This window comes from Pseudonocardia spirodelae (assembly GCF_037727765.1).
Lineage (GTDB): Bacteria > Actinomycetota > Actinomycetes > Mycobacteriales > Pseudonocardiaceae > Pseudonocardia > Pseudonocardia spirodelae.
The window spans coordinates 91097-114990 of record NZ_JBBJUP010000004.1 but is presented as its reverse complement, the minus strand read 5'-3'; the positions used below and the strand labels follow the sequence as shown (position 1 = coordinate 114990).

The 23894-nt window shown below is 75.7% G+C and carries 22 protein-coding genes; 6 read left to right on the top strand and 16 right to left on the bottom strand.

Annotation, left to right across the window (positions count from 1 at the left end; all coding sequences use genetic code 11):
- Positions 1 to 86: 86 nt before the first annotated feature.
- On the bottom strand, positions 87 to 2987 hold the full coding sequence (locus WJX68_RS06145) for a UPF0182 family protein (protein ID WP_340286880.1): 2901 nt from the start codon (positions 2985 to 2987) through the stop codon (positions 87 to 89).
- 269 nt (positions 2988 to 3256) lie between these two features.
- Here WJX68_RS06145 and WJX68_RS06140 point away from each other — a divergent pair, with 269 nt between their 5' ends.
- Entirely contained in the window at positions 3257 to 4261 is a 1005-nt protein-coding gene (locus WJX68_RS06140; protein ID WP_340286878.1) for a YlbL family protein, read from the top strand.
- A 107-nt stretch (positions 4262 to 4368) separates the two neighbouring features.
- On the top strand, positions 4369 to 5952 hold the full coding sequence (locus WJX68_RS06135) for a zinc-dependent metalloprotease (protein ID WP_340286876.1): 1584 nt from the start codon (positions 4369 to 4371) through the stop codon (positions 5950 to 5952).
- A gap of 46 nt (positions 5953 to 5998) precedes the next feature.
- Here WJX68_RS06135 and WJX68_RS06130 read toward each other — a convergent pair whose 3' ends face one another.
- A complete protein-coding gene (locus WJX68_RS06130) occupies positions 5999 to 6601 on the bottom strand; it encodes a M48 metallopeptidase family protein (protein ID WP_340286874.1) in 603 nt (200 codons plus the stop codon).
- A gap of 122 nt (positions 6602 to 6723) precedes the next feature.
- Between WJX68_RS06130 and WJX68_RS06125 the strand changes: the two genes are divergently transcribed.
- Together WJX68_RS06125 and WJX68_RS06120 are read left to right on the top strand one after the other, a co-directional pair.
- Positions 6724 to 7659, top strand: coding sequence for a hypothetical protein (locus WJX68_RS06125; RefSeq protein ID WP_340286872.1), 936 nt, complete (start codon positions 6724 to 6726; stop codon positions 7657 to 7659).
- The gene (locus WJX68_RS06120) at positions 7656 to 8987 is read left to right on the top strand and encodes an ABC1 kinase family protein (protein WP_340286870.1); all 1332 of its coding nucleotides are present in this window, start codon (positions 7656 to 7658) and stop codon (positions 8985 to 8987) included. The genes WJX68_RS06125 and WJX68_RS06120 overlap by 4 nt, the downstream gene beginning before the upstream one ends.
- Before the next feature lie 104 nt (positions 8988 to 9091).
- Here WJX68_RS06120 and WJX68_RS06115 read toward each other — a convergent pair whose 3' ends face one another.
- Positions 9092 to 9769, bottom strand: a complete 678-nt coding sequence (locus WJX68_RS06115) for a TetR/AcrR family transcriptional regulator (protein WP_340286868.1) — start codon at positions 9767 to 9769, stop codon at positions 9092 to 9094.
- A gap of 75 nt (positions 9770 to 9844) precedes the next feature.
- On the opposite strand from WJX68_RS06115, the gene WJX68_RS06110 reads away from it, so the two are divergent.
- Positions 9845 to 10261 (top strand): VOC family protein, encoded by a 417-nt coding sequence (locus WJX68_RS06110; protein ID WP_340286866.1) that lies wholly within the window; start codon positions 9845 to 9847, stop codon positions 10259 to 10261.
- Positions 10262 to 10428: 167 nt separating this feature from the next.
- Here the strand turns inward: WJX68_RS06110 and WJX68_RS06105 are convergent, their stop codons facing one another.
- From WJX68_RS06105 to WJX68_RS06090, 4 genes are all read right to left on the bottom strand, one after another.
- Positions 10429 to 10677, bottom strand: coding sequence for a hypothetical protein (locus WJX68_RS06105; RefSeq protein ID WP_340286864.1), 249 nt, complete (start codon positions 10675 to 10677; stop codon positions 10429 to 10431).
- 56 nt (positions 10678 to 10733) lie between these two features.
- Entirely contained in the window at positions 10734 to 11042 is a 309-nt protein-coding gene (locus WJX68_RS06100) for a WhiB family transcriptional regulator (protein WP_340287242.1), read from the bottom strand.
- Positions 11043 to 11275: 233 nt separating this feature from the next.
- The gene (locus WJX68_RS06095; protein WP_340286862.1) at positions 11276 to 11566 is read right to left on the bottom strand and encodes a hypothetical protein; all 291 of its coding nucleotides are present in this window, start codon (positions 11564 to 11566) and stop codon (positions 11276 to 11278) included.
- A gap of 153 nt (positions 11567 to 11719) precedes the next feature.
- Positions 11720 to 13795, bottom strand: a complete 2076-nt coding sequence (locus tag WJX68_RS06090; protein WP_340287240.1) for an ATP-dependent DNA helicase UvrD2 — start codon at positions 13793 to 13795, stop codon at positions 11720 to 11722.
- A 222-nt stretch (positions 13796 to 14017) separates the two neighbouring features.
- Between WJX68_RS06090 and WJX68_RS06085 the strand changes: the two genes are divergently transcribed.
- Positions 14018 to 14242 carry a glutaredoxin domain-containing protein gene (locus WJX68_RS06085; protein ID WP_340286860.1) on the top strand — a complete coding sequence of 75 codons (225 nt, stop codon included), beginning with the start codon at positions 14018 to 14020 and terminating at the stop codon, positions 14240 to 14242.
- Between the two features lie 81 nt (positions 14243 to 14323).
- Here WJX68_RS06085 and nudC read toward each other — a convergent pair whose 3' ends face one another.
- The 9 genes from nudC to WJX68_RS06040 all read right to left on the bottom strand — a co-directional run bounded on the left by nudC (position 14324) and on the right by WJX68_RS06040 (position 23857).
- Positions 14324 to 15361, bottom strand: coding sequence for an NAD(+) diphosphatase (gene nudC, locus WJX68_RS06080; protein ID WP_340286858.1), 1038 nt, complete (start codon positions 15359 to 15361; stop codon positions 14324 to 14326).
- Complete coding sequence (locus WJX68_RS06075; RefSeq protein ID WP_340286856.1) at positions 15358 to 16743, bottom strand: M16 family metallopeptidase; 1386 nt, start codon at positions 16741 to 16743, stop codon at positions 15358 to 15360. Before WJX68_RS06075 ends, nudC begins: the two co-directional genes overlap by 4 nt.
- Positions 16740 to 18077: a M16 family metallopeptidase gene (locus WJX68_RS06070; protein WP_340286854.1), complete on the bottom strand. Its 1338-nt coding sequence runs from the start codon at positions 18075 to 18077 to the stop codon at positions 16740 to 16742. Before WJX68_RS06070 ends, WJX68_RS06075 begins: the two co-directional genes overlap by 4 nt.
- Positions 18078 to 18115: 38 nt before the next feature.
- On the bottom strand, positions 18116 to 19387 hold the full coding sequence (locus tag WJX68_RS06065) for an aldehyde dehydrogenase family protein (RefSeq protein ID WP_340286852.1): 1272 nt from the start codon (positions 19385 to 19387) through the stop codon (positions 18116 to 18118).
- A gap of 55 nt (positions 19388 to 19442) precedes the next feature.
- Positions 19443 to 20315: a class F sortase gene (locus WJX68_RS06060; RefSeq protein ID WP_340286850.1), complete on the bottom strand. Its 873-nt coding sequence runs from the start codon at positions 20313 to 20315 to the stop codon at positions 19443 to 19445.
- Positions 20316 to 20370: 55 nt separating this feature from the next.
- On the bottom strand, positions 20371 to 21252 hold the full coding sequence (locus tag WJX68_RS06055; protein ID WP_340286848.1) for a DUF4142 domain-containing protein: 882 nt from the start codon (positions 21250 to 21252) through the stop codon (positions 20371 to 20373).
- 106 nt (positions 21253 to 21358) lie between these two features.
- On the bottom strand, positions 21359 to 22222 hold the full coding sequence (locus tag WJX68_RS06050; RefSeq protein ID WP_340286846.1) for an exodeoxyribonuclease III: 864 nt from the start codon (positions 22220 to 22222) through the stop codon (positions 21359 to 21361).
- 10 nt (positions 22223 to 22232) lie between these two features.
- On the bottom strand, positions 22233 to 23162 hold the full coding sequence (locus tag WJX68_RS06045; RefSeq protein WP_340286844.1) for a transketolase family protein: 930 nt from the start codon (positions 23160 to 23162) through the stop codon (positions 22233 to 22235).
- On the bottom strand, positions 23159 to 23857 hold the full coding sequence (locus WJX68_RS06040; protein WP_340286842.1) for a transketolase: 699 nt from the start codon (positions 23855 to 23857) through the stop codon (positions 23159 to 23161). Before WJX68_RS06040 ends, WJX68_RS06045 begins: the two co-directional genes overlap by 4 nt.
- Positions 23858 to 23894: the final 37 nt, after the last annotated feature.

Below are 23894 nucleotides of genomic sequence, written 5' to 3'. Positions count from 1 at the left end.
GGACCGACTGCATCCCGTCTGTTGCAGGAGCAACCCTACACACCGGGCCGGGCCCGCCCGCAGGGGGGTCCGGCCCGGTGCGCGGGTCAGCCTCCCGCGCTCTGGAACGCCGAGACCGCGCGGTCCAGCTCGGCCAGCGCGTCGCCCTGCTTGGCGAAGTCACCGGCCTGCTGGGCGGCCTTGAGGTCGTTCAGCGCCTGGCGGATCTGCTGCGCGGCGCTGGCCTGCGCGGCGTTCGGAGCAGCCGGGTTGGCCTGCCCGTTGCCGCCCTGGGCCGGCTGGGTCGGCGTCGGCGTCTGGCCGTTCGTGGGCGCCGCGGCACCGGCCGCGTCGCCCGCACCGGCGCCGAACACCTGGTTCAGCGCGTCGGACAGGCTGGCGGAGTAGCCGACCTGGCCGCCGTAGCTGACCAGCACGCGGGCCAGCTGCGGGTAGGACGACTCGCCGCCCGCCCGCTCGATGTAGACCGGTTCGACGTAGAGCAGGCCACCGGCCACCGGGAGGGTGAGCAGGTTGCCGTAGTCGATCGTGGTCTGGTTCTGGCGCAGCAGGTTCAGCTCCTGCGACACCTCGGGCGAGCCGAGGAACTGCGTCTGGACCTGCTGCGGGCCGAGCGTCTGGGTGTCGTTCGGCAGCTGCAGCACCGTGATCTGACCGTAGGTCGCCGGGTCCGAGCTCGCCGAGACGTAGGAGGCCAGGAACTGGCGGCGCAGGCTCACCAGGGCGCTGGTGAGCTGGAAGGACGCGCCCTGCTGGCCGGGCAGCCCGGCGTAGAGGTAGTACGGCGGCTGCGCGTCCTGGGTGCCGCCGCTGCCCTGCACCGTCGGGTCGGACGGCACGTCCCAGAACGACACGGTGGAGAAGAACTCGCCCGGGTCGTCGACGTGGTAGCGGGTCAGCAGCTCACGCTGCACCTTGAACTGGTCCTCGGGGTAGCGCAGGTGCGCCTGCAGCTCCGGGGAGATCGCCGAGCGGGGCAGCACGGTGCCCGGGAACGCCGCCGACCAGGTCTGCAGGACCGGGTCGGCCTCGTCGAAGGCGTAGAGCTTCACCGTGCCGTCGTAGGCGTCGACGGTGGCCTTGACCGAGTTGCGCAGGTAGCTGACGGTGTCGTTCGGCAGCTGCTGGCCGTTCGGCCCGAGCCGGGAGTCGCTGGTCGCGTCGCCCAGCTGCACCCGCTCGGCGTAGGGGTAGTCCTGCAGCGTCGTGTAGCCGTCGACGATCCACTGCACGCGCCCGTCGACGACGGCCGGGTACGGGTCGTTGTCCAGGGTCAGCCACGGGGCGACGGCCTGGACCCGGTCCCGCGGGTTCCGGACGTACATGATCTTCGAGTCGGCGTTGATCTCCTGGTTGAACAGGATGTTCCGCTCGCCGTAGGCCAGCGCGAAGACGGTCCGGTCGAACAGGCCGCCGATCGGCACGCCGCCCGCGCCGGTGTAGGTGTACTGCGCCTCGTCGGTGTCGTACTCGCGCGGTGCGGTGCCCGGCTGGGCGCCGACGATCGAGTACTGGTTGTCGAGCAGCTCGCCGTAGTAGATGCGCGGCTGCTGCAGCGGGACGAAGTTCTGCGCCTGGGTGTCCGACACCCGGAAGTTCGGCAGGCCGCCGGCCCCGCCCGCGTCCTCCAGCGCCTCGTTGACCTGGTTGGCCGGCGCGGCGACGAAGCCGTTGCCGTGCGTGTAGACCAGGTGCCGGTTGATCCAGTCCTGCTGGTTGCCGGCGAGGGCGTTGGCGTCCATCTCGCGGGCGGCCACGACGTAGTCCTGGGTCTCGCCGCGGACGGTGTAGCGGTCGATGTCCAGGTTCGGGGTGAACCCGTAGAAGTTCCGCCGCTGCTGCAGCTGGGTGAACGTGCGGTTCAGCTTGCCGGGGTCGAGCAGGCGGATGTTCGGGATGGTGCTGGTGTCGGCCCGCACCTGGGCCGGGGTCGCCTCGGACGTCCCGGCGTACGGGACGACCTTCACCGTGTCGGGCCCGATGCCGAACGCGTCGCGGGTCGCGGCGATGTTGCGTTCGATCGACGGCGCCTCGTTGACGTTCGCGTTCGGCGCGACGACGAACTGCTGCAGCACCAGCGGGAACGCCGTGCCGACCAGGATCGAGGAGACGACCAGCATGACCACGGCGACGGCCGGGATCTGCAGGTTCTGCCGGAACGCCGCGACGAAGAACGCCAGCGCGCAGATGACCGCGATGACCAGCAGGATGAGCTTGGCCGGGAGCACCGCGTTGAGGTCGGTGTAGGTGGCGCCGTAGAACGTCTGGGCGTTGCGGTTGGACCACAGCAGGTCGTAGCGGTCGAACCAGTAGGCGACCGCCTTGAGCAGCACGAACACCCCGGCCAGGACGGCGAGCTGGGCGCGCGCCGCGGTGGAGACGAAGCCGGAGCGGCCCGACAGCCGGATGCCGCCGAAGATGTAGTGGGTCACCAGCGCCAGCACGAAGCAGATCGCGACCGCGACGAACAGCCAGTTCAGCGTCATCCGCAGGAACGGCAGCGTGAAGGCGTAGAAGCCGATGTCGTTGCCGAACTCCGGGTCGACCCGGCCGAACGGGACGCCGTGCAGGAACATCTGCACGGTCTGCCACTGGGTCGGCGCCGCGAGCCCCGCGACGAGCCCGATCGCGACCGGCACGCCGACGGCGAACAGCCGCAGCCGCTGGATGATCGTGGTGCGGTACCGGGCGACCGGGTCCTCGGGGCCCGAGACCGGCACGAACACCGGCCGGTACCGGTAGGCCAGCCACAGCGTCAGCGCGACCAGGCCGCCGACCACCAGGGCGACGACCCCGAACAGCACGATCTGGGTGAACAGCCGGGTGAGCTGGACGCTCCGGAACCCGACCTCGCCGAACCAGAGGTAGTCGACGTAGAAGTTCAGCAGCCGGGAGCCACCGAGCAGAAGCACTACGAGGACGCCCGCGGCGACCAGCAGGATCCGGGTTCGGCGGGTCAGCGACGGCGCTCCCACAGGGGGCCGCATGGACGACACGGGCACGCTCCACAGTTCGGGTACGACACGCGGAGAGCGCAGCCGGCGCCAGGCGACGAACCGGTTCTCCGGGGGCAACTGTACGGAGGTTCGGTGAAGTCGCGGTCGGGTCCCGGCGTGTCGGGACGAAAAAGACACTTCGGGCGCGAGGGCGACCGGGCCTCCGGGCGCATCGTCGCAGGACGCACCGGGGTCGGGCGCGCCGTCGCCGTCGCACGATCGTAGGGTGCCGTTCCGTGGGCGTTCGATCTTCGACGTGGGTGACGGCGGTCCTGGTGCTGCTCGCGCTCACCGCCGTCGGGACGGTGGTCCCGGCCCCGGTCGTCGCCCTCGGGCCCGGCCCCACCTTCGACACGCTCGGCGAGGTCGAGGGCACACCGGTCGTCTCCGCCGACGGGCTGCCGACCTACCCGACCACCGGGCACCTGAACATGACCACCGTCGGGGTCACCGACGGGATCTCCACGCTGCGCGCGCTGGGGATGTGGGCCTCGGGCACCTACCGGCTGGCGCCGCGCTCGTCGCTCTACCCGCCCGGGGAGACGACCGAGCAGGTCACGCAGGCCAACCAGCAGGAGTTCGACGGCTCCATCGCCAACGCCGAGGCCGCCGCGCTCAACCACCTGCACCTGCCGACCCGGGTGACGGTCGGCGCGCTGACCGACCCGTCGCCGTCGGCGGGGGTGCTGGAGCCGGGCGACGAGATCCGCGCCGTCGCGGGCACCCCGGTCACCTCCGTGCAGGGCCTGCTCGACGCGCTCGGCGCGGCCCGCCCGGGCGTCCCGGTCGCGCTCACGATCCGCCGCGGCGACGCGGCGCCCCGCGAGGTCACCGTCACCCCGTCCGCGCACCCGACCGACCCGGCGCGCGCGTTCCTCGGGATCACCCCGGCCACCTCCCCCGCCGAGGGCCAGAAGCTCACGATCACCCTCGGCGACGTCGGCGGGCCCTCGGCCGGGCTGATGTTCAGCCTCGCCCTGGTCGACAAGCTGACGCCCGGCCCGCTGACCGGAGGACGGTTCGTCGCCGGCACCGGCACCATCGACGCCGAGGGCCGGGTCGGCCCGATCAGCGGCATCCGGTTCAAGATGCTCAAGGCCCGCGAGGTCGGCGCGCAGACCTTCCTGGTGCCCGCGGCGAACTGCGCCGAGGCGGCCGGCGACGCGCCCGATGGCCTGCAGCTGGTGCGGGTCGGGACGCTCGACGAGGCGGTCGGCGCACTGACCACCCTCGACTCCGGCGGCACCCCCGCCGGCTGCTCCTGAGCCGCGCGGGTTCCCCCGTCCGCTCCCGGCGAACACGGCCCCACCTGGCCCGATCCGCCCGCTCCGGGAGCGGCGTCGACCCCCGGGCCCCGCGTACGGTGGGGGCCATGAGCGACGTCCCCTTCGGCTTCGGCCCCGCCGACCGCGACCGCGACTCCGGTGACCAGTCCGGTGAGGGCTCGGAGCCGGGTTCCGGCGCGGAGGGCGGCTCGTCCGGGCGTCGCGAGCCCGAGGGCCCGAAGGACCCGTTCGGTTTCGGGTCGCACCCGCAGTCCGACGACCCGCAGTCCTCGCCCGGCGGCGGCGCGCAGAACCCGTTCGCCGCGTTCGGCATGGGCGGCATCCCCGGGATGCCCGGCATGCCGCCCGGCGGCCAGTTCGACATGAGCCAGCTCGGGCAGATGCTCTCCCAGCTCGGCCAGATGCTGTCCGGCGCCGGGTCCGGCGACGGCGGCCCGGTCGACTACGAGCTCGCCACCCGTCTCGCCACCCAGCAGCTCGCGCAGTCGACGTCGTCGCTCACCGACTCCCAGCGCAGCGGCGTCGCCGAGGCCGTCCGGCTCGCGGAGCTGTGGCTCGACCCGGCGACGACCTTCCCGTCCTCCGGTGGCGAGGTGAAGGCGTGGACCCCGTCGGACTGGGTGCGCGCCGGCATGCCGACCTGGAAGCGGCTGTGCGACCCGGTCGCGACGCGGCTGTCCTCGGCCTGGGTCGAGGGCCTGCCCGAGGAGGTGCGCGGCGCCGCCGGCCCGATGCTGGGGATGCTCGGCAAGATGGGCGGGATGGCGTTCGGCAGCCAGCTCGGCCAGGGGCTCGCGCAGCTCGGCAAGGAGGTGCTGACCTCCACCGAGCTCGGCATCCCGGTCGGCCCGGAGCGCACGGCGGCCCTGCTGCCGGAGGCGATCGCCCGGTTCACCGAGGGGCTCGACCGCCCGGCCGGTGAGGTGACGCTCTACCTCGCCGCCCGCGAGGCCGCCCACCAGCGGCTGTTCACCCACGTGCACTGGCTGCGGGAGCGGCTGCTCGGCGCCGTCGAGGAGTACGCCCGCGGGATCTCGGTGGACACCTCCCGGATCGAGGAGCTGGCCCGCGGGATCGACCCGTCGAACCCGGAGTCGATCCAGGAGGCAATGCAGTCCGGCATGTTCGAGCCGGAGGACACCCCGCAGCAGAAGGCGGCGCTCGCCCGGCTGGAGACGCTGCTGGCGCTCATCGAGGGCTGGGTGGACACGGTCGTCGCCGAGGCGCTGGCCGAGCGGCTGCCCGGCGCGGAGGCGCTGCGCGAGACGATGCGCCGCCGCCGCGCCTCGGGCGGGCCCGCCGAGCAGGCGTTCGCGACGATCGTCGGGCTGGAGCTGCGCCCGCGCAAGCTGCGGGCCGCCGCCGACCTGTGGAAGCGGCTCGGCGAGGAGCGGGGCGTCGACGGGCGCGACGCCGTCTGGGCGCACCCGGACCTGATCCCCTCGGCCGACGACCTCGACGACCCGGAGGCCTTCGTCCGCGGCGGCGTGGCCGGCGGCGTGCCGGACGACCCGATCGCCGAGCTGGAGCGCCAGATGGCCGCCGACGCCGAGCGCGCGGCGGACCCCGGCCCGTCCGCGGCCGACGACGGCTCCGGCTCCGGCTCCGGCTCCGGCTCCGAGAACGACACCGGCGACGGCGACGAGGGGCCGCGGCGCGGCGAGTCCTGACCGCGGCGCCGGTCCGGTCCGTGTCCCCCGGGACCGGGCGGGACGCTCAGGTGCCGGTCGCGCGGACCGGCTCGTCGTCGACCGGCAGCCCGTCGGCCTCGTCGGCGGTCGCGGGGTCGCCGTCGACGCCGGTGATGCCCAGCTCGGCGGCGGCGTTGAGGCCCTCCAGGTAGCCGATGGCGCGCTCGGTGCGCGGGTAGCGGTGCACCCAGGACCAGAACACGTCGTCGTGCGCGGCGGACAGCAGGTGCGCGAGCTCGTGCACCAGGACGTAGTCGACGACCCAGCCGGGCGCGTCGCGCAGCCGCTCGCTGATCCGGATGGTGGCGTCGTCGGGGGTGCAGGACGCCCAGCGGGTCCGCATCACCGGCACCCACCGGATCGACGCCGGCCGGGCGCGGCCCTCCAGCCAGCGCTTCGACAGCTCCCGGCCGCGGCGCAGGAGGGCCTCGTCGTTGTTGCGGCCGGGCGAGCGGCGGCGCGCCTCGCTCGCCTCCACCCGCTTGACCATCTCCGCGACCCAGTCGCGCTCCTGCTCGGCCGACATCCACCCCGGGATGAAGACGACGAGCCGGTCGCCCTCGCGGCGGGCACTGACCATCCGCTTCCGGCGGGCGCTGCGTCGGACCTCTACCGGGGGGCTCGCCATGGCCCCAGGGTAGGCCGCCGCGCCCCCGACACCCCATACCCCGCGCCGCGGCCGTTCGCGGGTGCGACCACCTCTCCCGCGATCCGGCCCGCCGGGGACGCGACCGCGGCAGCCTGGGCACGGTGACCGGACTGCCGCCGCGGCTCGCGCCCGCCGCCCACCTCACGGTGCGCCCGGCCGGGCCCCGCGCCCGCCGGATCGGGACCGCCCCACCGCGGGCCCGGCTGCTGGAGGAGCTGTCGCCCGCCGCCGTCGCCGCGCTGGACCGCCTCGCCGACGGCCCGTGCGCCACCGCCGACCTGACCGGCGACGACGACGGCGAGGTCGCGGCGCTGCTCGCCGTCCTGCTGCGGGCGGGGCTGCTGGCCGACCCGGACGTCGAGGACCGGGTGCGGCGGCGCCGTGCGGGCACGCTGGTGGAGGTCCGCGGGGACGGGCCGCTCGCCGTCGGCGTGGTCACCGGGCTCGCCCGGGCCGGGATCGGCCTCGTGTCGGCACGGGTCACGGGCACCACCGGCGCCGACGACGTCCTCGCCGGGCTGCCGGTCCCACCGGGACGGGACCGGGCCGCGGCGCTGGCCGCCGCCCTGCGCGACGCCGGCGCCGACCCCGCTCCGGCGCGCCGCGTGCCCGCCGACCTCGTGGTGCTCGCCGGCGGCACCACCGCGCCGCCGGCCGGGCCGGTCGAGCACCTGTTCACCGCCGTCCGCGACGGCGGCGGGCTCGTCGGGCCGCTGGTGCTGCCGGGCCGCGGACCGTGCGCGGCCTGCGCGGGTGCGCCCGGGCCGGGGCCCTCGTCGGCGGCGCCGCACGTGGTCGTCGCGACGGCCGCGCTGACCGTCGGTCAGGCGCTGGCCGCGGTGGACGGGCCGGTGCGCGGCGGGCCGCCCCCGGCGTCCTGGGGAGCGGTACTGGCCCTGGACCCCGGCACCGCGACGCTCGTCACCCGGCCGGGTCCGGGGCGGCCCGGATGCCCCTGTGCGACGGGCCCCGCGAGCGTGCCGCCGCGCACCGCGGCGTGCGGGACGGGCCCGCCGGGGTGGACAATCATGGTGTGAGCGACATTCCCCGCCGCACGGCCTCGCGCACCGTCAAGCTCGCGGGCATCCCGCTGGGCGTCGCCGGGCGCGCCGCCGCCGGGTTCGGGCGCCGTCTCACCGGCGGCGACCGCGACGAGATCTCCGCCCAGATCGCCGCCAAGAGCGCCGAGCAGCTCTTCGAGGTCCTCGGCGAACTCAAGGGCGGCGCGATGAAGTTCGGCCAGGCGCTGAGCGTGTTCGAGGCCGCCGTGCCCGACGAGTACGCCGAGCCCTACCGCGACGCGCTGACCAAGCTGCAGGCCGCGGCGCCGCCGATGCCGATGAGCGACGTCGACTACATGCTGACCCAGCAGTTCGGCCGCTCCTGGCGCTCCCGCTTCGCCGACTTCGACGAGACCCCGGCCGCCGCGGCCAGCATCGGGCAGGTGCACCGCGCCGTCTGGAAGCGCGACGGCCGCGACGTCGCGGTCAAGGTGCAGTACCCCGGCGCGGAGGAGGCGCTGCGCTCGGACCTGCGCCAGCTCGGCCGGATGAGCCGCATCCTGCAGCCGCTGGTCCCCGGGATGGAGATCAAGCCGCTCGTCGCCGAGCTCCGCGAGCGCATGGAGGAGGAGCTCGACTACCGCGACGAGGCCACCTACCAGCGCGAGTTCGCCGCCGTCTTCGAGGACGACCCGGACGTCAAGGTCCCGCGCGTGGTGGGCTCCGCACCCAAGGCCGTCATCACCGAGTGGGTGCAGGGGCGCCCGCTGTCCTCGGTCATCCGCGAGGGCACCCGCGCCGAGCGCGACCACGCGGGCAACCGGCTCGCGCGCTTCCACTACTCCGCCCCGGACCGCGCCCACCTGCTGCACGCCGACCCGCACCCCGGCAACTTCGGGATCCTCGACGACGGCCGCCTGCTCGTCCTCGACTTCGGCGCCGTCGCGCGGATGCCCGACGGGATGCCGCCCGAGCTGGTCGAGATGACCAAGTACGCGCTGCAGGGGCGCAGCGGCGACCTGATGGCGCTGATGCGCTCGGCCGGGTTCGTCCGCGACGGCGCGCGCATCGAGCAGGAGCAGATCCTGGGTTACCTGGCGCCGTTCACCGAGCCGCTGGAGGACGAGGAGTTCCACTTCAGCCGGCGCTGGATCCAGCGCCAGGCCGAACGGGTCGGCGACCTCCGCAGCCCCGACGCGGCCATCGGGCGGGCGCTGAACCTGCCGCCACGGTTCCTGCTCGTGCACCGGGTGACGATGGGGACGCTGGGCATCCTCTGCCAGCTCGACGCGCACGTGCGCCTGCGGGAGATCGTCGCCGAGTGGCAGCCGCAGATGTTCGAGCCGGACGCGCCGACGGGCTGACCCACGCCGAGCCGTGCGGGCCCGCCCTCCGGCGGGGTCGTCCGCTGTCCCTTTGCTCTGCTCACCGGGGCGCAGCGGGGTCGTCCGCTGTCCCTTTGCTCTGCTCACCGGGGCGCAGCGGGGTCGTCCGCTGTCCCTTTGCTCTGCTCACCAGGGCGCAGCGGAGCAGGTCGGACGGCGTCCGGCCGGTCGGCGGGGCGGACGCGCAGGCCGTCGAGCACCCGGTCGAGGGCGGCGCCGGCCGCGGCCCGGTCCGCGTCGGTGGTGCCGGGTTCGGCGAGCCACATCGCCAGCTCGTTCATCGCGCCGGACAGCAGGCGGGCCAGTGGCCCCACCGGCTGCGGGGTGAGCTCCCCGCAGCCCACCAGTTCCTCGAGCGCCTCGACGAGGTGCCGGCCGGAGGACCGCGCGTCGCGCTCGCGCCAGTCCGCCCAGCCGAGGACGGCGGGGCCGTCGACGAGCATGATGCGCGCGGCGGAGGGCTCCGTGCTGGCGTCGAGGAACGCCCGGCACCCGGCCACGAGCCGTCCCCACGGGTCGGGCACCGCCTCGGCCGCGGCGACCACGCGGCCGGCCACCCGGTCCGCGACCCGGTCCAGCACCGCGGCGAACACCGCGGCCTTGCCGTCGAACTGGTGGTAGAGCGCGCCCTTGGTCACCCCGGCGGCGGCGACGACGGCCGGCAGCCCGACCGCGCCGTAGCCGTCGCGGGCGAACAGCCGCTCGGCCGCGTCGAGCAGCGCACGGTGCGTGCGTTCCCGCTGGTCGTCGCGGACCCCCATGCCACCTCCCCGTTGACGTACCGATGGTACGTCACTACCTTTCACATACCATCAGTATGTGAAATGGAGGGTGCCGTGCTTCGCAGCAGCTACCCGGTCCTCGCGACGGCCGACGTCCCGGCCGCCCGCGCGTTCTGGTCCGGACCGATGGGCTTCTCGGTCGTCTTCGACTCCGGCTGGTACGTCAGCCTGCGCCACGGGCGCCACGAGCTGGCGGTGCTCGACCGGGACCACCCGACCATCCCGGCCGGGTACCGCGGCCGGGCCGCCGGCGGGCTGCTCGTCAACCTCGAGGTCGACGACGTCGACGCCGAGTGGGAGCGCCTCGTCGTCCGTGGCGGGCTGACGGCGGTGCTGCCGCTGCGCGACGAGGACTTCGGGCAGCGTCACTTCATCGTCGAGGGACCGGACGGCGTGCTGGTCGACGTGATCACCGAGATCGCCCCGTCGGCGGAGTTCGCCGCGGCCTTCACCGGCGCGCCACCGTCCTGACCGGCGGCGCTGCGCCCGGGTGAGCAGAGCAGAGCCGCCGCCGGGGGCGACCCCGGACACGACGGTGCCCCGCCCGGACACGTGGTCCGGACGGGGCACCGGGACAGCGCCGCGGCCCGGCGGCCGACCCCGGGTCGGTTCGCCGCGGCCGCGGTGGGCGACGGCCGTCAGCCGTTGCGCAGCCGCGCCCGCTCCGCGCGGGCCGAGGCCCACGTCGCGAGCCGCGACCAGCCCCGCCCGGCGGTGAGCCGGCGCGCGCGCCGGTACTCGGCCGCCACCCGTTGTGCCTCCTGCTGATGGGATCTCGCCAGGGCTTCCTGGATGAGCGTCATCGCGTTCTCCTGGTTCACGAGGTGGGTCGGGAGGTCGGTGCGGGACATCGGTCGCACGGCCGGTGCCGTCGTCAGGTCGTTCATGTCGCTCTCCTCGGGTTCTGCGGGTGCGGGCTCGGGCCCGTACGCGGTGGGTGCTGCTAGTGGCCGGCGGCCAGGGCCAGGGCCCGGTCGCGCTCCAGGTCGGCCTTGCGGGGACGACCCCTCGGGCGCTTGCGCGGGATGACCCGGCCGCGCTCGAAGATCTCGCCACCCCACACGCCCCACGGCTCGCCGCGCTCCAGCGCGCCGGCCAGGCACTCGCGCTGCAGGGGGCAGTGCGAGCAGCGGGACTTGGCCTCCTCCAGCTCGGCCGGGGCCTCGGCGAACCACAGGTCGGCGTCGCCGTTGCGGCAGGGCAGGGCCGAACGACGCCCGGCGGGCCCGCCCGGCACGGCCCGGAGCCGCACCTCGTCGGGTCCGGCGCCGCCGCCGGACTGCTCGGTGATCAGTCCGCCGTCACACGGAACGGATCGCACGTACACGATCGACCTCCTCGATCGAACTTCTCTGCTGGTCGTAGGGACTGCTCGGGACAGGACTGCTCATCTCTCGGGACGGATGGACGGACAAAAAAATCGGGGCCGCGGAACCCGTGTGCGTGGGTTCCGCGGCCCCGATGGGACTCGCCGGCGCTGAGAGGTCAGGGACTCCCTCGGCGCCCAGGAACGGACGCTGATGTGGACTTGTCATCGAAGATCGGGGTGGCACCGGCCGGCATTCCGCCCTGCAGGTACACGTCACCCTCGACACGGAGCGCGCGGACGGCGATCAGGCCCTCACCCGCCTCGCGACGGCGCAGGCCGCCGATCGGCGACAGGGCGATGCCCGCGTGCGCGACGTCGTGCGCGACGACGGTCCGCACCGCGCCGCACACCGGGGCGGAGGCGCGCAGGACGGCGCCGACCCGGACGGTCGTGTCGCTCGTGCCCATGTCGGTCACCTCCTGTCGTTCCCCACCGGCGCGGTCTCCCGCGCGGCGCGTGTGTGCGGAGCGGTTGCTCCACTCGGTGCAGTTGACACTAGGAGTGCAGCGCAGCGGACGGCAACCGATTATTCGAAGACTTTTCCGAAGTTCATCCGGCGACTACCGGATCGGGGCTCGCGAACCCTCCGCGGCGTGCTCGGCGAGCACCTGCAGGACGTCGTCGCCGTAGCGGTCGAGCTTCGCCGCGCCGATCCCCGGGATGCCGACCAGGGCCGAGGGGTCCGACGGGCGCTGCTCGGCGATCGCGGTGAGCGTCGCGTCCGTCAGCACCACGAACGCCGGCACGTCCTGCGTCCTCGCCGTCGCCGCCCGCCACTGCTTGAGCCGGTCGAGCAGCTCCAGGTCCACGTCGGACGGGCAGTCGTCGCAGCGCAGCAGCTTGGTCGCCGTCGCGCCGAACAGCGGGGTGCCGCAGACCCGGCACTTGGGACGGGCACCGCCGGGGCGGCGCTCCCCCGCCACCCGCGACGCCGGGTGCGAGTCGGGGATCAGCCCGTACAGGAAGCGGGAACGGCGGCGCTTCGGGCCGCGGCCCGAGGCGCGCGAGAGCGACCACGACATCGACAACACCCGGCGGGCGCGGGTGACGCCGACGTAGAACAGGCGCCGCTCCTCCTCGACGGCCGCCTCGTCGTCGCCGGCGTGGCCGATCGGCAGCGTGCCGTCGGCGAGCCCGACGAGGAACACCGCGTCCCACTCCAGGCCCTTCGCCGCGTGCAGCGACGCGAGGGTGACCCCGTTGACGACCGGGGCCTGGGCGTGGTCGGCGCGGGTCTCGAGCTCGGCGCACAGCCGGGCCAGGTCGGCCGCCGGCTCGACGGCGGCCAGCTCCTCGGCCACGCCGACCAGCGCGAGCAGCGACTCCCACTGGGCCCGCAGCGTCGCGCCCCTCGGCGGCTCGTCGGTCAGGCCGGCCCGGGCGCCGAGCACCGCGCGGGTGACGTCGACGAGGTCGGTGCCGGGCCGCTGGTCCGGGGCCGCGGTGCGCAGCGCGAGCATCGCCCGGCGGATCTCGGGCCGGTTGAAGAAGCGCTCGCCGCCGCGGACCTGGTGGGGGACGCCGGCGTCGGACAGCGCCTGCTCGAACGCCTCGGACTGCGCGTTGATCCGGAACAGCACCGCGATCTCCGACGGCTCGGTGCCGTCGTTGATCAGCGTCAGGATCCGCCCGGCGACGGCGGCGGCCTCGCCGGCCTCGTCGTCGTGCTCGGAGAAGTCCGGGTCCGGCCCGGGCGGCAGCTGCCCGACGAGCTGCAGCCGCGACCCCGCGGGCCGGTTGCGGGCGGCGCCGATCAGCTGGTTCGCGCACCCGACGATCTGCGGGGTGGAGCGGTAGTCGCGCTGCAGCCGCACGACGGCGGCCTCGGGGAAGCGGCGCGGGAACTCCAGCAGGTAGCGCGGCGAGGCGCCGGCGAAGGTGTAGATCGTCTGGTTGGCGTCGCCGACGACGGTCAGGTCGTCGCGGTCGCCGAGCCAGGCGTCGAGCAAGCGCTGCTGCAGCGGCGTGACGTCCTGGTACTCGTCGACGACGAAGCAGCGGTAGCGGGACCGGAACTCCTCCGCGACCCCGCCGTGCTCCTCCAGCGCGACCGCGGTGTGCAGCAGCAGGTCGTCGAAGTCGAGCTGCTCGGCGGCGTTCTTCAGCTCCTCGTAGGCGGCGTAGACCTGCCCGACCTGCTCCGCCGGGCCGGGGGTGTCGCGGCGGCGGCGCGCCGTCTCGGCCGCGTAGTCCGACGGGGCGATCAGCGAGGACTTGGCCCACTCGATCTCCGAGGCCAGGTCGCGCAGCGCGTCGGAGTCGGTGCCGGCCCGCGCGCGGGCGGCGGCCTGCCCGACCAGGCGCAGCTTGCCGTCCAGCAGCGGCCACGGGCTGCCCCCGATCACCTGCGGCCAGAAGTAGCGCAGCTGGCGCAGGGCCGCGGCGTGGAACGTGCGGGCCTGCACGCCGGACGCGTCGAGCGCGCGCAGCCGGGTGCGCAGCTCCCCCGCCGCGCGGGCGGTGAACGTGACCGCGAGGACCTGGCCCGCGGCGACGTGCCCGGAGGTCACCAGGTGCGCGATCCGGCGGGTGATCGTGCGGGTCTTGCCCGTCCCGGCGCCGGCCAGCACGCACACCGGCCCGCGCGGCGCGTGGACGGCGGCGCGCTGCTCCGGGTCCAGCCCGTCGGCACCGATCGGGGCCGCCGGGTCCGGCGCCGCCCCGGCGCGGGGCGCGCGGGTCGGACGGGCGGCGGACCGGGCGGAGGATCGGGACGGCACCCACCCATCCTGACACCCGCCCCCGACGGTTCCGGGCCGCCCGCCCGCCCCGGCCGGGTACCGGTGCCGGGGAGGTCACAGCGGCGGGGGAAGAAACCGGCGCCCCGACCGGTTGCACACCACATGGCGGACCTGACGATGTACACGACCAGCTGGTGCGGCTTCTGCCGCCGGCTCAAGCTGCAGCTCGACCAGGCCGGCATCGGCTACCGCGAGATCGACATCGAGCGCGAGCCGGACGCCGTCGCGTTCGTCGAGCAGGCCAACGGCGGCAACCGCACGGTGCCGACGGTCGTCTTCCCCGACGAGTCGGTCGCCACCAACCCGAGCTTCTCCGAGGTGAGGACCCGGCTCGGGGTCTGACACCTCCCCTGCACTCCCACCACGGAGCGCGACGGCCCCGTCCCCGGTGATCCGGGGGCGGGGCCGTCGCCGTGCCGGGGCTCAGCCGCCGGCCGCGGCCCAGGACTCCAGCATCGTGCGCGCGATCGAGACCGTGCCCGGCAGCATCACGACCGGGCCGTCGGTGCCGTCCGGGGCGTCGTCGTGGGTGTCGCGGGTGCCCCAGTCGCCGCGGGCCAGCGCCGCGCGCAGCGTGGCGCGGGTGACCCACAGGGCGTCGGCGATCTCGCCGTCCTGCGGGCGCAGCGGGACGTCCGGGTCCCCGATCGCGTGGAAGCCGACCATCAGCGAGCGCGGGAACGGCCACGCCTGGCTGCCGAGGTAGCGCACGTCGGACACCGCGATGCCGACCTCCTCGGCGATCTCGCGGTGCACGCACGCCTCCAACGACTCGCCGGACTCCACGAACCCGGCCAGCACGGAGTAGCGGCCGACCGGCCACACCGGCTGGCGGGCGAGCAGGACGCGGTCGGCGCCGTCGTGGACCAGGCAGATGATCGCCGGGTCGGTGCGCGGGTACTCCTCGTGGCCGTTGTCGCAGACGCGCGCCCAGCCCGCGTTGTGCGGACGGGTGCGGGTGCCGTCGACGGCGCAGAAGCGGGCCCGGTCGTGCCAGTTCAGGGTGGCGACCGCGCCGGTCAGCAGCCCGGACCCCAGCGGGTCGAGGAACGCCCCGGCCGCGCGCAGGTCCGCCCACTCCCCCTCGCCGGTGAAGATGTCGCTGTCCGCGGTGCGCTCGGTGCCGACCCGCACCGCCCAGTAGGGGACGCCCTCGCGCTCGCCGAGCAGGACGGCCTCGGCCGGCGGCTCGGTGGCCAGGTCCGTCCCGGCCCGGGTGCGGACGTGCCCGCCGCGGCCCGCGGCGCCGTCCCAGGCCGCCGCGTCGGTCTCGTGGAACTCGTGGCCGGGCGCGACGTCCCAGTCGACCGGGGTGCGCCCGGTCTCGTCGACGACGACGACGCGGGCCTTCGGCCAGGTGTCGCGCACCCAGCCCGGGTCCAGGCGCCGGTTCTCGTCGCGGGAGAGCGCGTTGCGCGACAGCACCGGCTCCTCGGTCAGCGTGAAGTCCCCGCGGCTCATCGGTCCCCGTCCCCGGTCACGCCGCCCAGTGCGGCCAGTGGTGGCCCGACCACGTCGGCGTCGCCGACGATCACTCCGGTGAAGCGGGTCGGGGCGAACAGCGCGGCGGCCGCCGCGGCGACCTCGTCGACGGAGACCTCCTCCAGGCGGCGCGGCCGGTCGCGGAGCCAGTCGACGCCCAGCCCGGCCGCGTGCAGCGCCGAGAGCGTGCCGGCCAGCGCGGACTGGCTGTCGAGCGAGATCAGCAGCGACCCGATCGCGTAGCGGCGGGCCGAGGTGACCTCCTGCTCGGTCGGCGGCACCGCGACCATGCGGCCCAGCTCGTAGCGGGTCTCCAGCAGCGCGGCGGCGGTGACGTCGGAGGCGACGTCGGCGTCGAGCCCCAGCACGGCGCCGCCGGGCACGAACTCCTGCCCGGAGTGGGCGCCGTAGGTGTAGCCCTTGTCCTCGCGGATGTTCTCCATCCAGCGCGAGGAGAAGTAGCCGCCGAAGACCAGGTTCGCGAGCTGGAAGGCGGTGTAGCGCTCGTCGGTGCGGTCCAGCCCGGGCGCGGTGAGCCGCAGCTGGGACTGCACCGAGCCGGGCCGGTGCACGAGCTCGACGTCCCCGGCCGCGGGCACCGGCGGCGCGGACAGCCGCCGCGCCGGGTGGTCGCCGGTCCAGCCCCCGAGACGGCGGGCGACCTCGGCGACGGCGGCCTCCGGGTCGATGTCGCCGACCAGGACCAGGCTCGCCCCGTCCGGGACGACGACGTCGGCGTGCAGCTCGCGCACCCGCTCCGCGGTGACGGCCGCGACGGCGTCGGCGGTGGGCATCTCCGAGACGATCGGGTGGTCGCCGAAGCGGCGGCGCATCAGCGCCTCCCGGGCGACGGTGCGCGGCTGCGCGCGGGCCACCGCGATCCGCTCGGCGAGCCGGGCCCGCTCGCGGGCGACCTCGGCGTCGGGGTGGGTGGCCGCGGTGAGGACCTCGGCCAGCACGTCGAGCACGGTGGGCAGACCGGACGCCAGCGCGGACCCGCCGGCCTGCAGGTACTCGGGGTCGACGGCGACGCCGAGCTCCCCGCCGACCGCGGCCAGCGCGTCGTCGATCCCGACCCGGTCGCGGGTCGCGGTGCCGGTCAGCACCGTCTCGGCGAGGACCTCGGTGCCCGCGGTGCGGGCGGCGTCGGCGACCGGCCCGGGCGCGGCCGCGGGGATGCGCAGGACGGTCTCGACCAGCGGGACGCCCGGGCGTCGCGCGGCGAGCACGGTGAGGCCGTTGGGGAGGGTCTCCACCAGGACGTCGGGCAGCGGCACCTCCTTGGTGCGGCCCAGCGGCGGCAGCGGACGCGGGCCCTGCCCGGTGCGGCCGATCTCCTCCGCGCTGCGGTGGTCGGTCACGCGGTGCTCCCCTCGGTGCTCGCCGCGTCGCTCGGCGCGGGTTCGACGGTCAGCAGCGCGCGGCCGGCCGAGCGCAGCCGGGCGGCCGCGGCGGCCACGTCGTCGCCGGTCAGGGCGGCGAGCCGGGCCGGCAGCTCCAGGGCGAGCTCGGCGCGGCCGTAGAGCAGCTCGCGGGCCCCGAGGCCCAGCATCCGGTACATGACGCGGTCGTCCTCGCGGTGCAGCGCGGCCGCCCAGCGGGCGGACTGGCGCGCCAGCTCCTCGGTGCCGGGGCCCTGCTCGGCGAGCCGGTCCAGCTCGGAGTCGACGGCGGCGACCACCCGCTCGGCGGGCACCTGGGCCGGGTGCACGGCGGTGATCGTGAACGTGTCGGGGTCGCGGGCGTCGAACGGGCCGCCCATCAGGCCGTTCGACGCGGAGACGTCGGTGACGAGCCCGTCGGTGTGCACCAGCCGGCGCTGCAGGCGGGCCGCCTCGCCGTCGGCCAGGACGGTCGCGAGCATGGCGTGCGCGAGGTACGCGCCGGGCTCGGCGCCCGGGTCGGGCACCCGGTAGCCGAGCGCGAGCGCGGGCAGCGGGGCGTGCGCGTCGGCCACCGACCGCCGCCGCTCGGCACCGGGCACCGGCTCGGCGAACGAGGGCCGCTGCGGCACCGGGCGGGCGGGGATGTCACCGAAGTGGCGCTCCACCAGGGCCAGCGTGCCGTCCACCCCGGACTCGCCCAGGTCGCCGTGCACGGTGACCAGCGCATTGCCCGGGGCGTAGAAGGTGTCGAAGAACGCGGCCGCGTCGTCCAGGCTCGCCTGCTCCAGCTCGGAGAAGTCGCCGTAGCCGTTGTGCGCGTTCGGGAAGGTGTCGTAGAGGACCGGCGGCAGCAGGATCCACGGGAAGCCGCCGTAGGGGCGGTTGTGGACGTTGAGCCGGATCTCCTCCTTCACGACGTCGACCTGGTTGCGCAGGTTCTCCTCGGTCAGCTTCGGGGCGCGCAGGCGGTCGGCCTCCAGGAACAGCGCCCGCTCCAGCGCCGCGCCGGGCAGCACCTGGAAGTAGTCGGTGTAGTCCTGGTGGGTGGAGCCGTTGAAGATCCCGCCCGCGGACTGGACCTGCCGGAAGTGCTCCAGCTTCTCCAGGCTCTCGCTGCCCTGGAACATGAGGTGCTCGAACAGGTGGGCGAACCCGGTGCGGCCCTGCGGCTCGGACCGGAAGCCGACGTCGACGTGCACCGAGACCCCGACCACCGGGGTGGCCGGGTCCGGCACGACGAGCACGCGCAGCCCGTTGGCCAGCGTGGCCCGGTGCAGCTCGAGGGAGGGTTTCTCGGCGATCACGGACACCCGCCGAGGCTATCCCGCACCCCCCGCGATCGGCCCGTTCAGGCCGGGGGCAGGACGACGAACTGGCGCAGCCCGAGGTCGCGGTAGGTCACCGGGCCGCGCGGGCCCGGGGTGTGGTCGACGTTGATGCCGGTCTCGGGCAGGCCGAGCAGCTTATAGCCGTCGAGCAGCCGCGACGGGGAGTTCCAGAACACGCCGGTGCCGGTGTAGCGGTCGATGAAGCGCTGGGCGACCTGCTCGTCGGAGGCGCAGATCGTGGCGGCCAGCCCGGAGGTCTCGCGGGCGGCGGTGTCGGCGGCGTCGTCCGGTCCGTCGACGGCGGCGACGGTCACGTGCGCCTCGGCGCCGGAGTCCAGCGCCCACTCGTGGCCGAGCGGGTGGTCGTGCGGCGGCAGCGACAGGGCGATGCCGCGGGCGTCGAGCGCGGCCGTGACGACCGGCAGCAGGGTGTCGTAGACGGGCCGGTCGACCAGCAGCAGGTTGAGCCGGTTGCAGACGCCGAGCCGGTCGGTCGAGTCGGTGACCAGGCGGGTGACGTCCTCCGGCGAGGCGCTGGAGTCCAGGTAGAGCACGCCGCCGCCGTCGGCGTGGGCGAGCACCCGGGTGCCCGCGGTGGCACCGATCAGCGACAGCTTGCGGGTCACCTCGCCGGAGCCGCGCACGACGACCAGCGGCACCAGGTCGGGCAGCCCGACCAGTGCCTCCGCGCCGGCGTGCCCGGGGAGCGGGACGAGCTGCACGGCGGCCTCGGGCAGCCCGGCGTCGGCCAGCGCGGGCCGCAGGACCTGCTCGACCAGCGCCGTCGCGCTGCGCAGGGCCGCGGATCCGGTGCGCAGCACGGCGGCGCTGCGGGCCTTGAGCACCTGCGAGGCGACGTCGACGGTCACGTTCGGCCGGGCCTCGAACACCGCACCGATGACGCCGACCGGGATGCGCCGCTCGAACACCCGCTCGCCGGTCTCCAGCGTCCGCACCGGCCACTCGGTCGGCGGCTCGGGCGTCGCGGCGAGCACCTCGAGCTGGGTGGCGATCCCGGCGAGGCGCTCGGGGTCCAGGCGCAGCCGGTCGAGCAGGCCCGCGGCCGTCCCGGCGCGCTGCGCGGCGTCGACGTCGGCGGCGTTGACGTCGAGCAGCTCGTGGGCGCGGTCGCGGATCAGCGACGCGGCGGCACGCAGGGCGTCGTCGATCCGGCCCTCCCCCGCGGCACGGACGGCCGGTGCCGCGGCCCGGGCGCGCAGGGCGGCCTCACGGACGGCGGCGTGCTCGGGCGCCTCGGTCGTCTGCTGCGGGGTGGTCACGGTGCTGCTCACGCAGGTCAGGGTAGGCGGTCGCCGGACGGCCCCGGGCGGGTGTCCGCGGGCCGGGTCAGGGCGCGGCGACCGGGACGGCGTAGACGACGATGTTGGACTCGTAGCTGCCCCGGGCCGGGTCGAAGACCCCGCCGCAGGTGATCAGGACCAGCTGCGGGTCGCCGTCGCGGCGGAACACGTCGCGGGGCAGGTCGTGCTTGCCGTACTCGCGGCGGGCGACGACGCGGTAGGCCGCCCCGCGACCGTCGACGCCGCGGACCACGACCGGCTCCCCCGCGGCGAGCTGCGGCAGCACCGACAGGAACCCGACGCCCTGGGTGCGCGAGTCGACGTGCCCGGCGATGACGGCACTGCCCGCCGCGCCGCCGGGCAGCACCCCGGGCGCCCACCAGCCGACCGTCCGGACCTGCTCGGGCACGACCATGCCGCCGGCCGGGCCGGTGCCGACGGCGTCGACGGGGGCGCTGATCCCGCGGGCGGGCAGGTCGAGCACCGCGGGTACCACCGGCGACGGGCGCGGCGCCGGCGCGGTGGTCGTGATGGGCGGGTAGACGGCGGACACCGTCCACGGCTGCCGCGGCGCGAGGGCCGCGGGGCCGGCGGAGCGGGCCGGGACGGGGACGGTGCGGCCGGGCAGGAGCGGCCCGGGGCGCACGAGGGGCCCGGCCGGTGCCGGGGCAGGGACAGGGCTCCCGGGCAGCACCGCGTCGTCGGGCGTCGCGGCGGCCGGGGGCGGGTCGGGCGGCGCCAGGACCGGCAGCGCCCGGGCGGCGGGCAGCGGCCCGGCCGCCGCCGGGACGGGACCGGAGCCGGCGGCCGGTGTCGCCGACGGGACCGCGCCGAGGTCGGACGCCTCGACGCGGACCTCGCCCCCCAGCGCGAGCCCGGCGCCGGTGCCCAGCAGGACCGCGCCGAGGAGCAGCAGCACGGCCGCTCCCCGCAGGCCCCCGGCCGGACCCCGGCGCCGCACGCTCATGCCGCGGTCAGGAGCGGGCGCGTCGCAGCCGGAGCGCCCCGGCGACGAGCAGCAGCAGGCCCGCCGCGCCGAGCGCGACCGGCAGCGCCGCGTCGGCGGCGACGGCGGCCTGGCCGCCGGTGCCCGCGTCGACCGCGGGCGCACCCGAGCCACCCTGACCGGCGGCGCCACCCGCGCCACCCGCACCGGCGGCGCCGTCCTGGCCCGCCGCACCGGCGGTGCCGTCCTGGCCGGCGGCCGAGCCGGCCTCGCCGCCGGAGCCGCCGGCCGCGGCACCGGAGTCCGCGCCGGAGCCCGGGGTCGCGGCGCCGGCCGCGGCCGCCGCCTCGTCCAGCTTGGTCTTCAGCTCACCGAGGTTCGTCAGCTGCGCGCGGGCCTGGTCGAGCTGCTCCGGCGGCAGGCCGGGCACGTTCAGCAGCTGCTGGGTCTGGTCGTTCAGCTGCCCGACCTGCTCGCTCGCGGCCTGCAGCCAGCCCTGGTCGAACTGCTCGCCGGTGCGGGCCTTGAGGTCGTCGACCTGGGCCTGCACCTCGGGGGCGAGCTGGTCGGGCAGGGCGACGCCGATCGCGGACGCGAGCCCGCGCAGCTTGTCGTTGAGCTGCTGGCCCTCGCCCTGCACCTGCGGCGCGAGGTCCTTCACCTGCTGCCCGAGGCCCTGCTCGGCGCCCAGGCCGCCGAGCGCGGCGAGCCCGAGCGCCTTCTGGTGGGCGTCGCCGAACGCCTGGCGCGGGTCGCCGACGCCCGGGACCTGCGGCAGGTTCGTCGGGACGCCCGGCACCTGCGGGGTCTCGGCGCCGCAGGCGGTCAGCCCGACGAGCGCGGCCGTGGCGACGGCGGCACCCACGGTGCGGCCGATCCGGCGCGGGCTGTTCGTGGTCGTGGAAGTCATGCCAGTCATCCCCCGGAAGTAGCGGTCTACCCTCGATGGGCTATCAGCGTTACTCCGAACGTTGCAACTCGAACCACACCACGGACGGCCGGTCGGCGACGAGTGGCTATCCCCGGCGGCTGAGCGGTGCCGGCGCGGACGGCGGCGGGACGACCGGCCCCGTGTCGCCGTCGGGGGCCTCGTCGAGGTCCAGGACCAGCGGCGCGTGGTCACTGGGAGACTTCCCCTTCCGGGCCTTGCGGTCCACCCACACCGCGGCGCGCCGGTCGGCGGGACCGTCCCCGGCGAGGACGAGGTCGATCCGCATGCCCTGGTCCTGGTGGAACCGTCCGGCGCGGTAGTCCCAGTAGGTGAAGACGCGCTCGTCCGGCCAGCGCTCGCGCAGGACGTCGCGCAGCCCGGTCCCGAGCAGCGCGTCCAGCGCGGCGCGCTCGTCGGGGGTGACGTGGGTGGCGCCGTCGAACAGGGCGCGGTCCCACACGTCGTCGTCGGCCGGGGCGATGTTCATGTCCCCCGCGACGACCGCGGACGCGGGGTCCCCGGCCGCGACGAGCTCGCGCAGCGCCGCCAGCCAGCGCAGCTTGTAGGCGTAGTGCGGGTCCTCGGGGCTGCGCCCGTTCGGCACGTAGACCGAGGTCACCCGCAGCCCGCCGCAGGTGGCGGTGACGGCGCGCGCGTCCGGGGCGTCCAGCCCGCCCTCGGTGAAGACCGGCTCGGCGGGCAGGCCGCGCACCACGTCGTCGAGCCCCACCCGCGACAGCAGCGCCACGCCGTTCCACCGGCCCTGGCCGTGGTGCGCGCTCGCGTAGCCGCGCTCGGCCAGGGCCTCGTCGAACGTCTCGCCGAAGTCGTCGTCGGACAGCTTGGTCTCCTGCAGGCAGACGACGTCGGGCTCCCGCTCGTCGAGCCACGGCAGCAGCCGCGGGAGCCGGGACTTCGCCGAGTTCACGTTCCAGGTGGCCAGACGCACACGGGCGACCCTACGAGAGGAACCGCGTGACCGATCGGCGGATGCCGTCGGCGTCGAGACCGTGCGCGGCGTCGTGGTCGGCCGGGCTCCCGTAGCGGCGCAGCTCGGCCGTCCCGACACCGAGCCCGAGCACCCGGTGGCGCACGTCGGGCAGGGCCTCGGCGACGCGGCGGACCGAGGTCCCGGCGAGGTAGGGCTCGACGAGCACCACGTCGGGCTCGGACAGCGTGGAGCGCAGCGTGGCCGCGTCGAACGGGCGGACCGTCGGCGCGTACAGCACCGTCACGTCCAGGTCCTCGACGGCGGCCAGCGTCCGGTCCGCGAGCGGCCCGACCGCGACGACCGTGCCCCGGTTCCCGCGCCGCAGCACCGTCATCCCCGGCCCGGTCCCGTAGGGCCGCGCGTTGGACGCGCCGGAGAGCCGGACGTAGACCCGGTCGTCGCCGGGCAGCGCCGCGCGCAGCTGCGCCTGCGCCTCGTCGGCGTGCCCGGGCACGTGCACGGTCCAGCCGTCGAGGGTGTCGAGCAGCGCCACGTCGCGCGGGCCGAAGTGGGTCTCCCCCGCGCCCGCCATGTCGTAGGACGCGCCGGCCGACACCAGCAGCGCGCCGACGTCCTGGTGGCCGAGGTCGAGCTTCACCTGCTCGTAGGGCCGCTCGACCAGGAACGGCGCGAACGTGTGCACGATCGGGCGCATCCCGGTCAGCGCGAGCCCGCCCGCGGCGGAGACGAGCAGCTGCTCCCGGATGCCGACGTTGATCACACGGTCGGCGACGGCCGGTCCGGCGTCGACGTAGCCGGCGCCGATGTCGGCGAGCAGCGCCACGGCCCGGGGGTCGGACGCGAGGAGCTCGGGTAGCAGCGCGTAGAACCGTTCGCGCTGGTCGGGCGGGGTGGGTGCGGGCTGCTGCGTGGCGGTGAGCAGAGCAAAGCCGGTCATCGAGGACTCCCCTTCGGCTCGACGTGCGCGACGACGGCCAGCGGCCGGTCGTCGTGGACGGTGCGGAACGCGCGCTCCAGCGTGTCGTGGTCGCGGCCGTCGGCGTCGACGGTCGCCCAGCCCTCTGCGGCGAACCGCGCGGCGATCCCGCCGGGCCAGCCGTGCGAGGCCGACCGGTTGTCGACGACGACGGCGCTCAGCCCGGCCAGGCCCGCGCGGCCGGCGTACTGGATCGCCTCGAGGTTGGAGCCCTCGTCGAGCTCGGCGTCCCCGACGAGCACGACGGTGCGGGCGGCGCGGCCCTGCAGCCGCAGCCCGGTGGCGGTGCCCACGGCGAGCCCGAGCCCGTGCCCGAGCGAGCCGGAGGAGATCTCCACCCCGGGCACGAGCGTGCGGTCGGGATGGTGGCCGAGGTTCGAGTCGAACCCGGCGAAGCGGTCGAGGGCGGCCTCGTCGAGGAACCCGCGGGCGGCCAGCACCGCGTAGAGCGCCATCGGGCCGTGCCCCTTGGAGACGAGGAACCGGTCACGGTCCGGGTCGTCGGCACGGGCGGGGTCGACGCGCAGGATCCGGTCGTAGAGGACCCACAGCACGTCGAGGGTGGAGGTGGCGGCCGGCTCGTGCTTCTCGTCGCCGGTCATCCGGGTCATCAGGGCCGCGAGGTCGTCGTACCCGCGGGTGGTCGGTGGTCGCATGCGACCACCGTGCGACCTGAACCCAACTTCAGGTCAA

Coding starts and splice junctions, on each gene's coding strand:
- WJX68_RS06145 (WP_340286880.1), bottom strand. CDS start 2,987: ATGCGGCCCCCTGTGGGAGCGCCGTCGCTGACCCGCCGAACCCGGATC.
- WJX68_RS06135 (WP_340286876.1), top strand. CDS start 4,369: ATGAGCGACGTCCCCTTCGGCTTCGGCCCCGCCGACCGCGACCGCGAC.
- WJX68_RS06130 (WP_340286874.1), bottom strand. CDS start 6,601: ATGGCGAGCCCCCCGGTAGAGGTCCGACGCAGCGCCCGCCGGAAGCGG.
- WJX68_RS06115 (WP_340286868.1), bottom strand. CDS start 9,769: ATGGGGGTCCGCGACGACCAGCGGGAACGCACGCACCGTGCGCTGCTC.
- WJX68_RS06105 (WP_340286864.1), bottom strand. CDS start 10,677: ATGAACGACCTGACGACGGCACCGGCCGTGCGACCGATGTCCCGCACC.
- WJX68_RS06095 (WP_340286862.1), bottom strand. CDS start 11,566: ATGGGCACGAGCGACACGACCGTCCGGGTCGGCGCCGTCCTGCGCGCC.
- WJX68_RS06085 (WP_340286860.1), top strand. CDS start 14,018: ATGTACACGACCAGCTGGTGCGGCTTCTGCCGCCGGCTCAAGCTGCAG.
- nudC (WP_340286858.1), bottom strand. CDS start 15,361: ATGAGCCGCGGGGACTTCACGCTGACCGAGGAGCCGGTGCTGTCGCGC.
- WJX68_RS06055 (WP_340286848.1), bottom strand. CDS start 21,252: ATGACTTCCACGACCACGAACAGCCCGCGCCGGATCGGCCGCACCGTG.
- WJX68_RS06045 (WP_340286844.1), bottom strand. CDS start 23,162: ATGACCGGCTTTGCTCTGCTCACCGCCACGCAGCAGCCCGCACCCACC.
- WJX68_RS06040 (WP_340286842.1), bottom strand. CDS start 23,857: ATGCGACCACCGACCACCCGCGGGTACGACGACCTCGCGGCCCTGATG.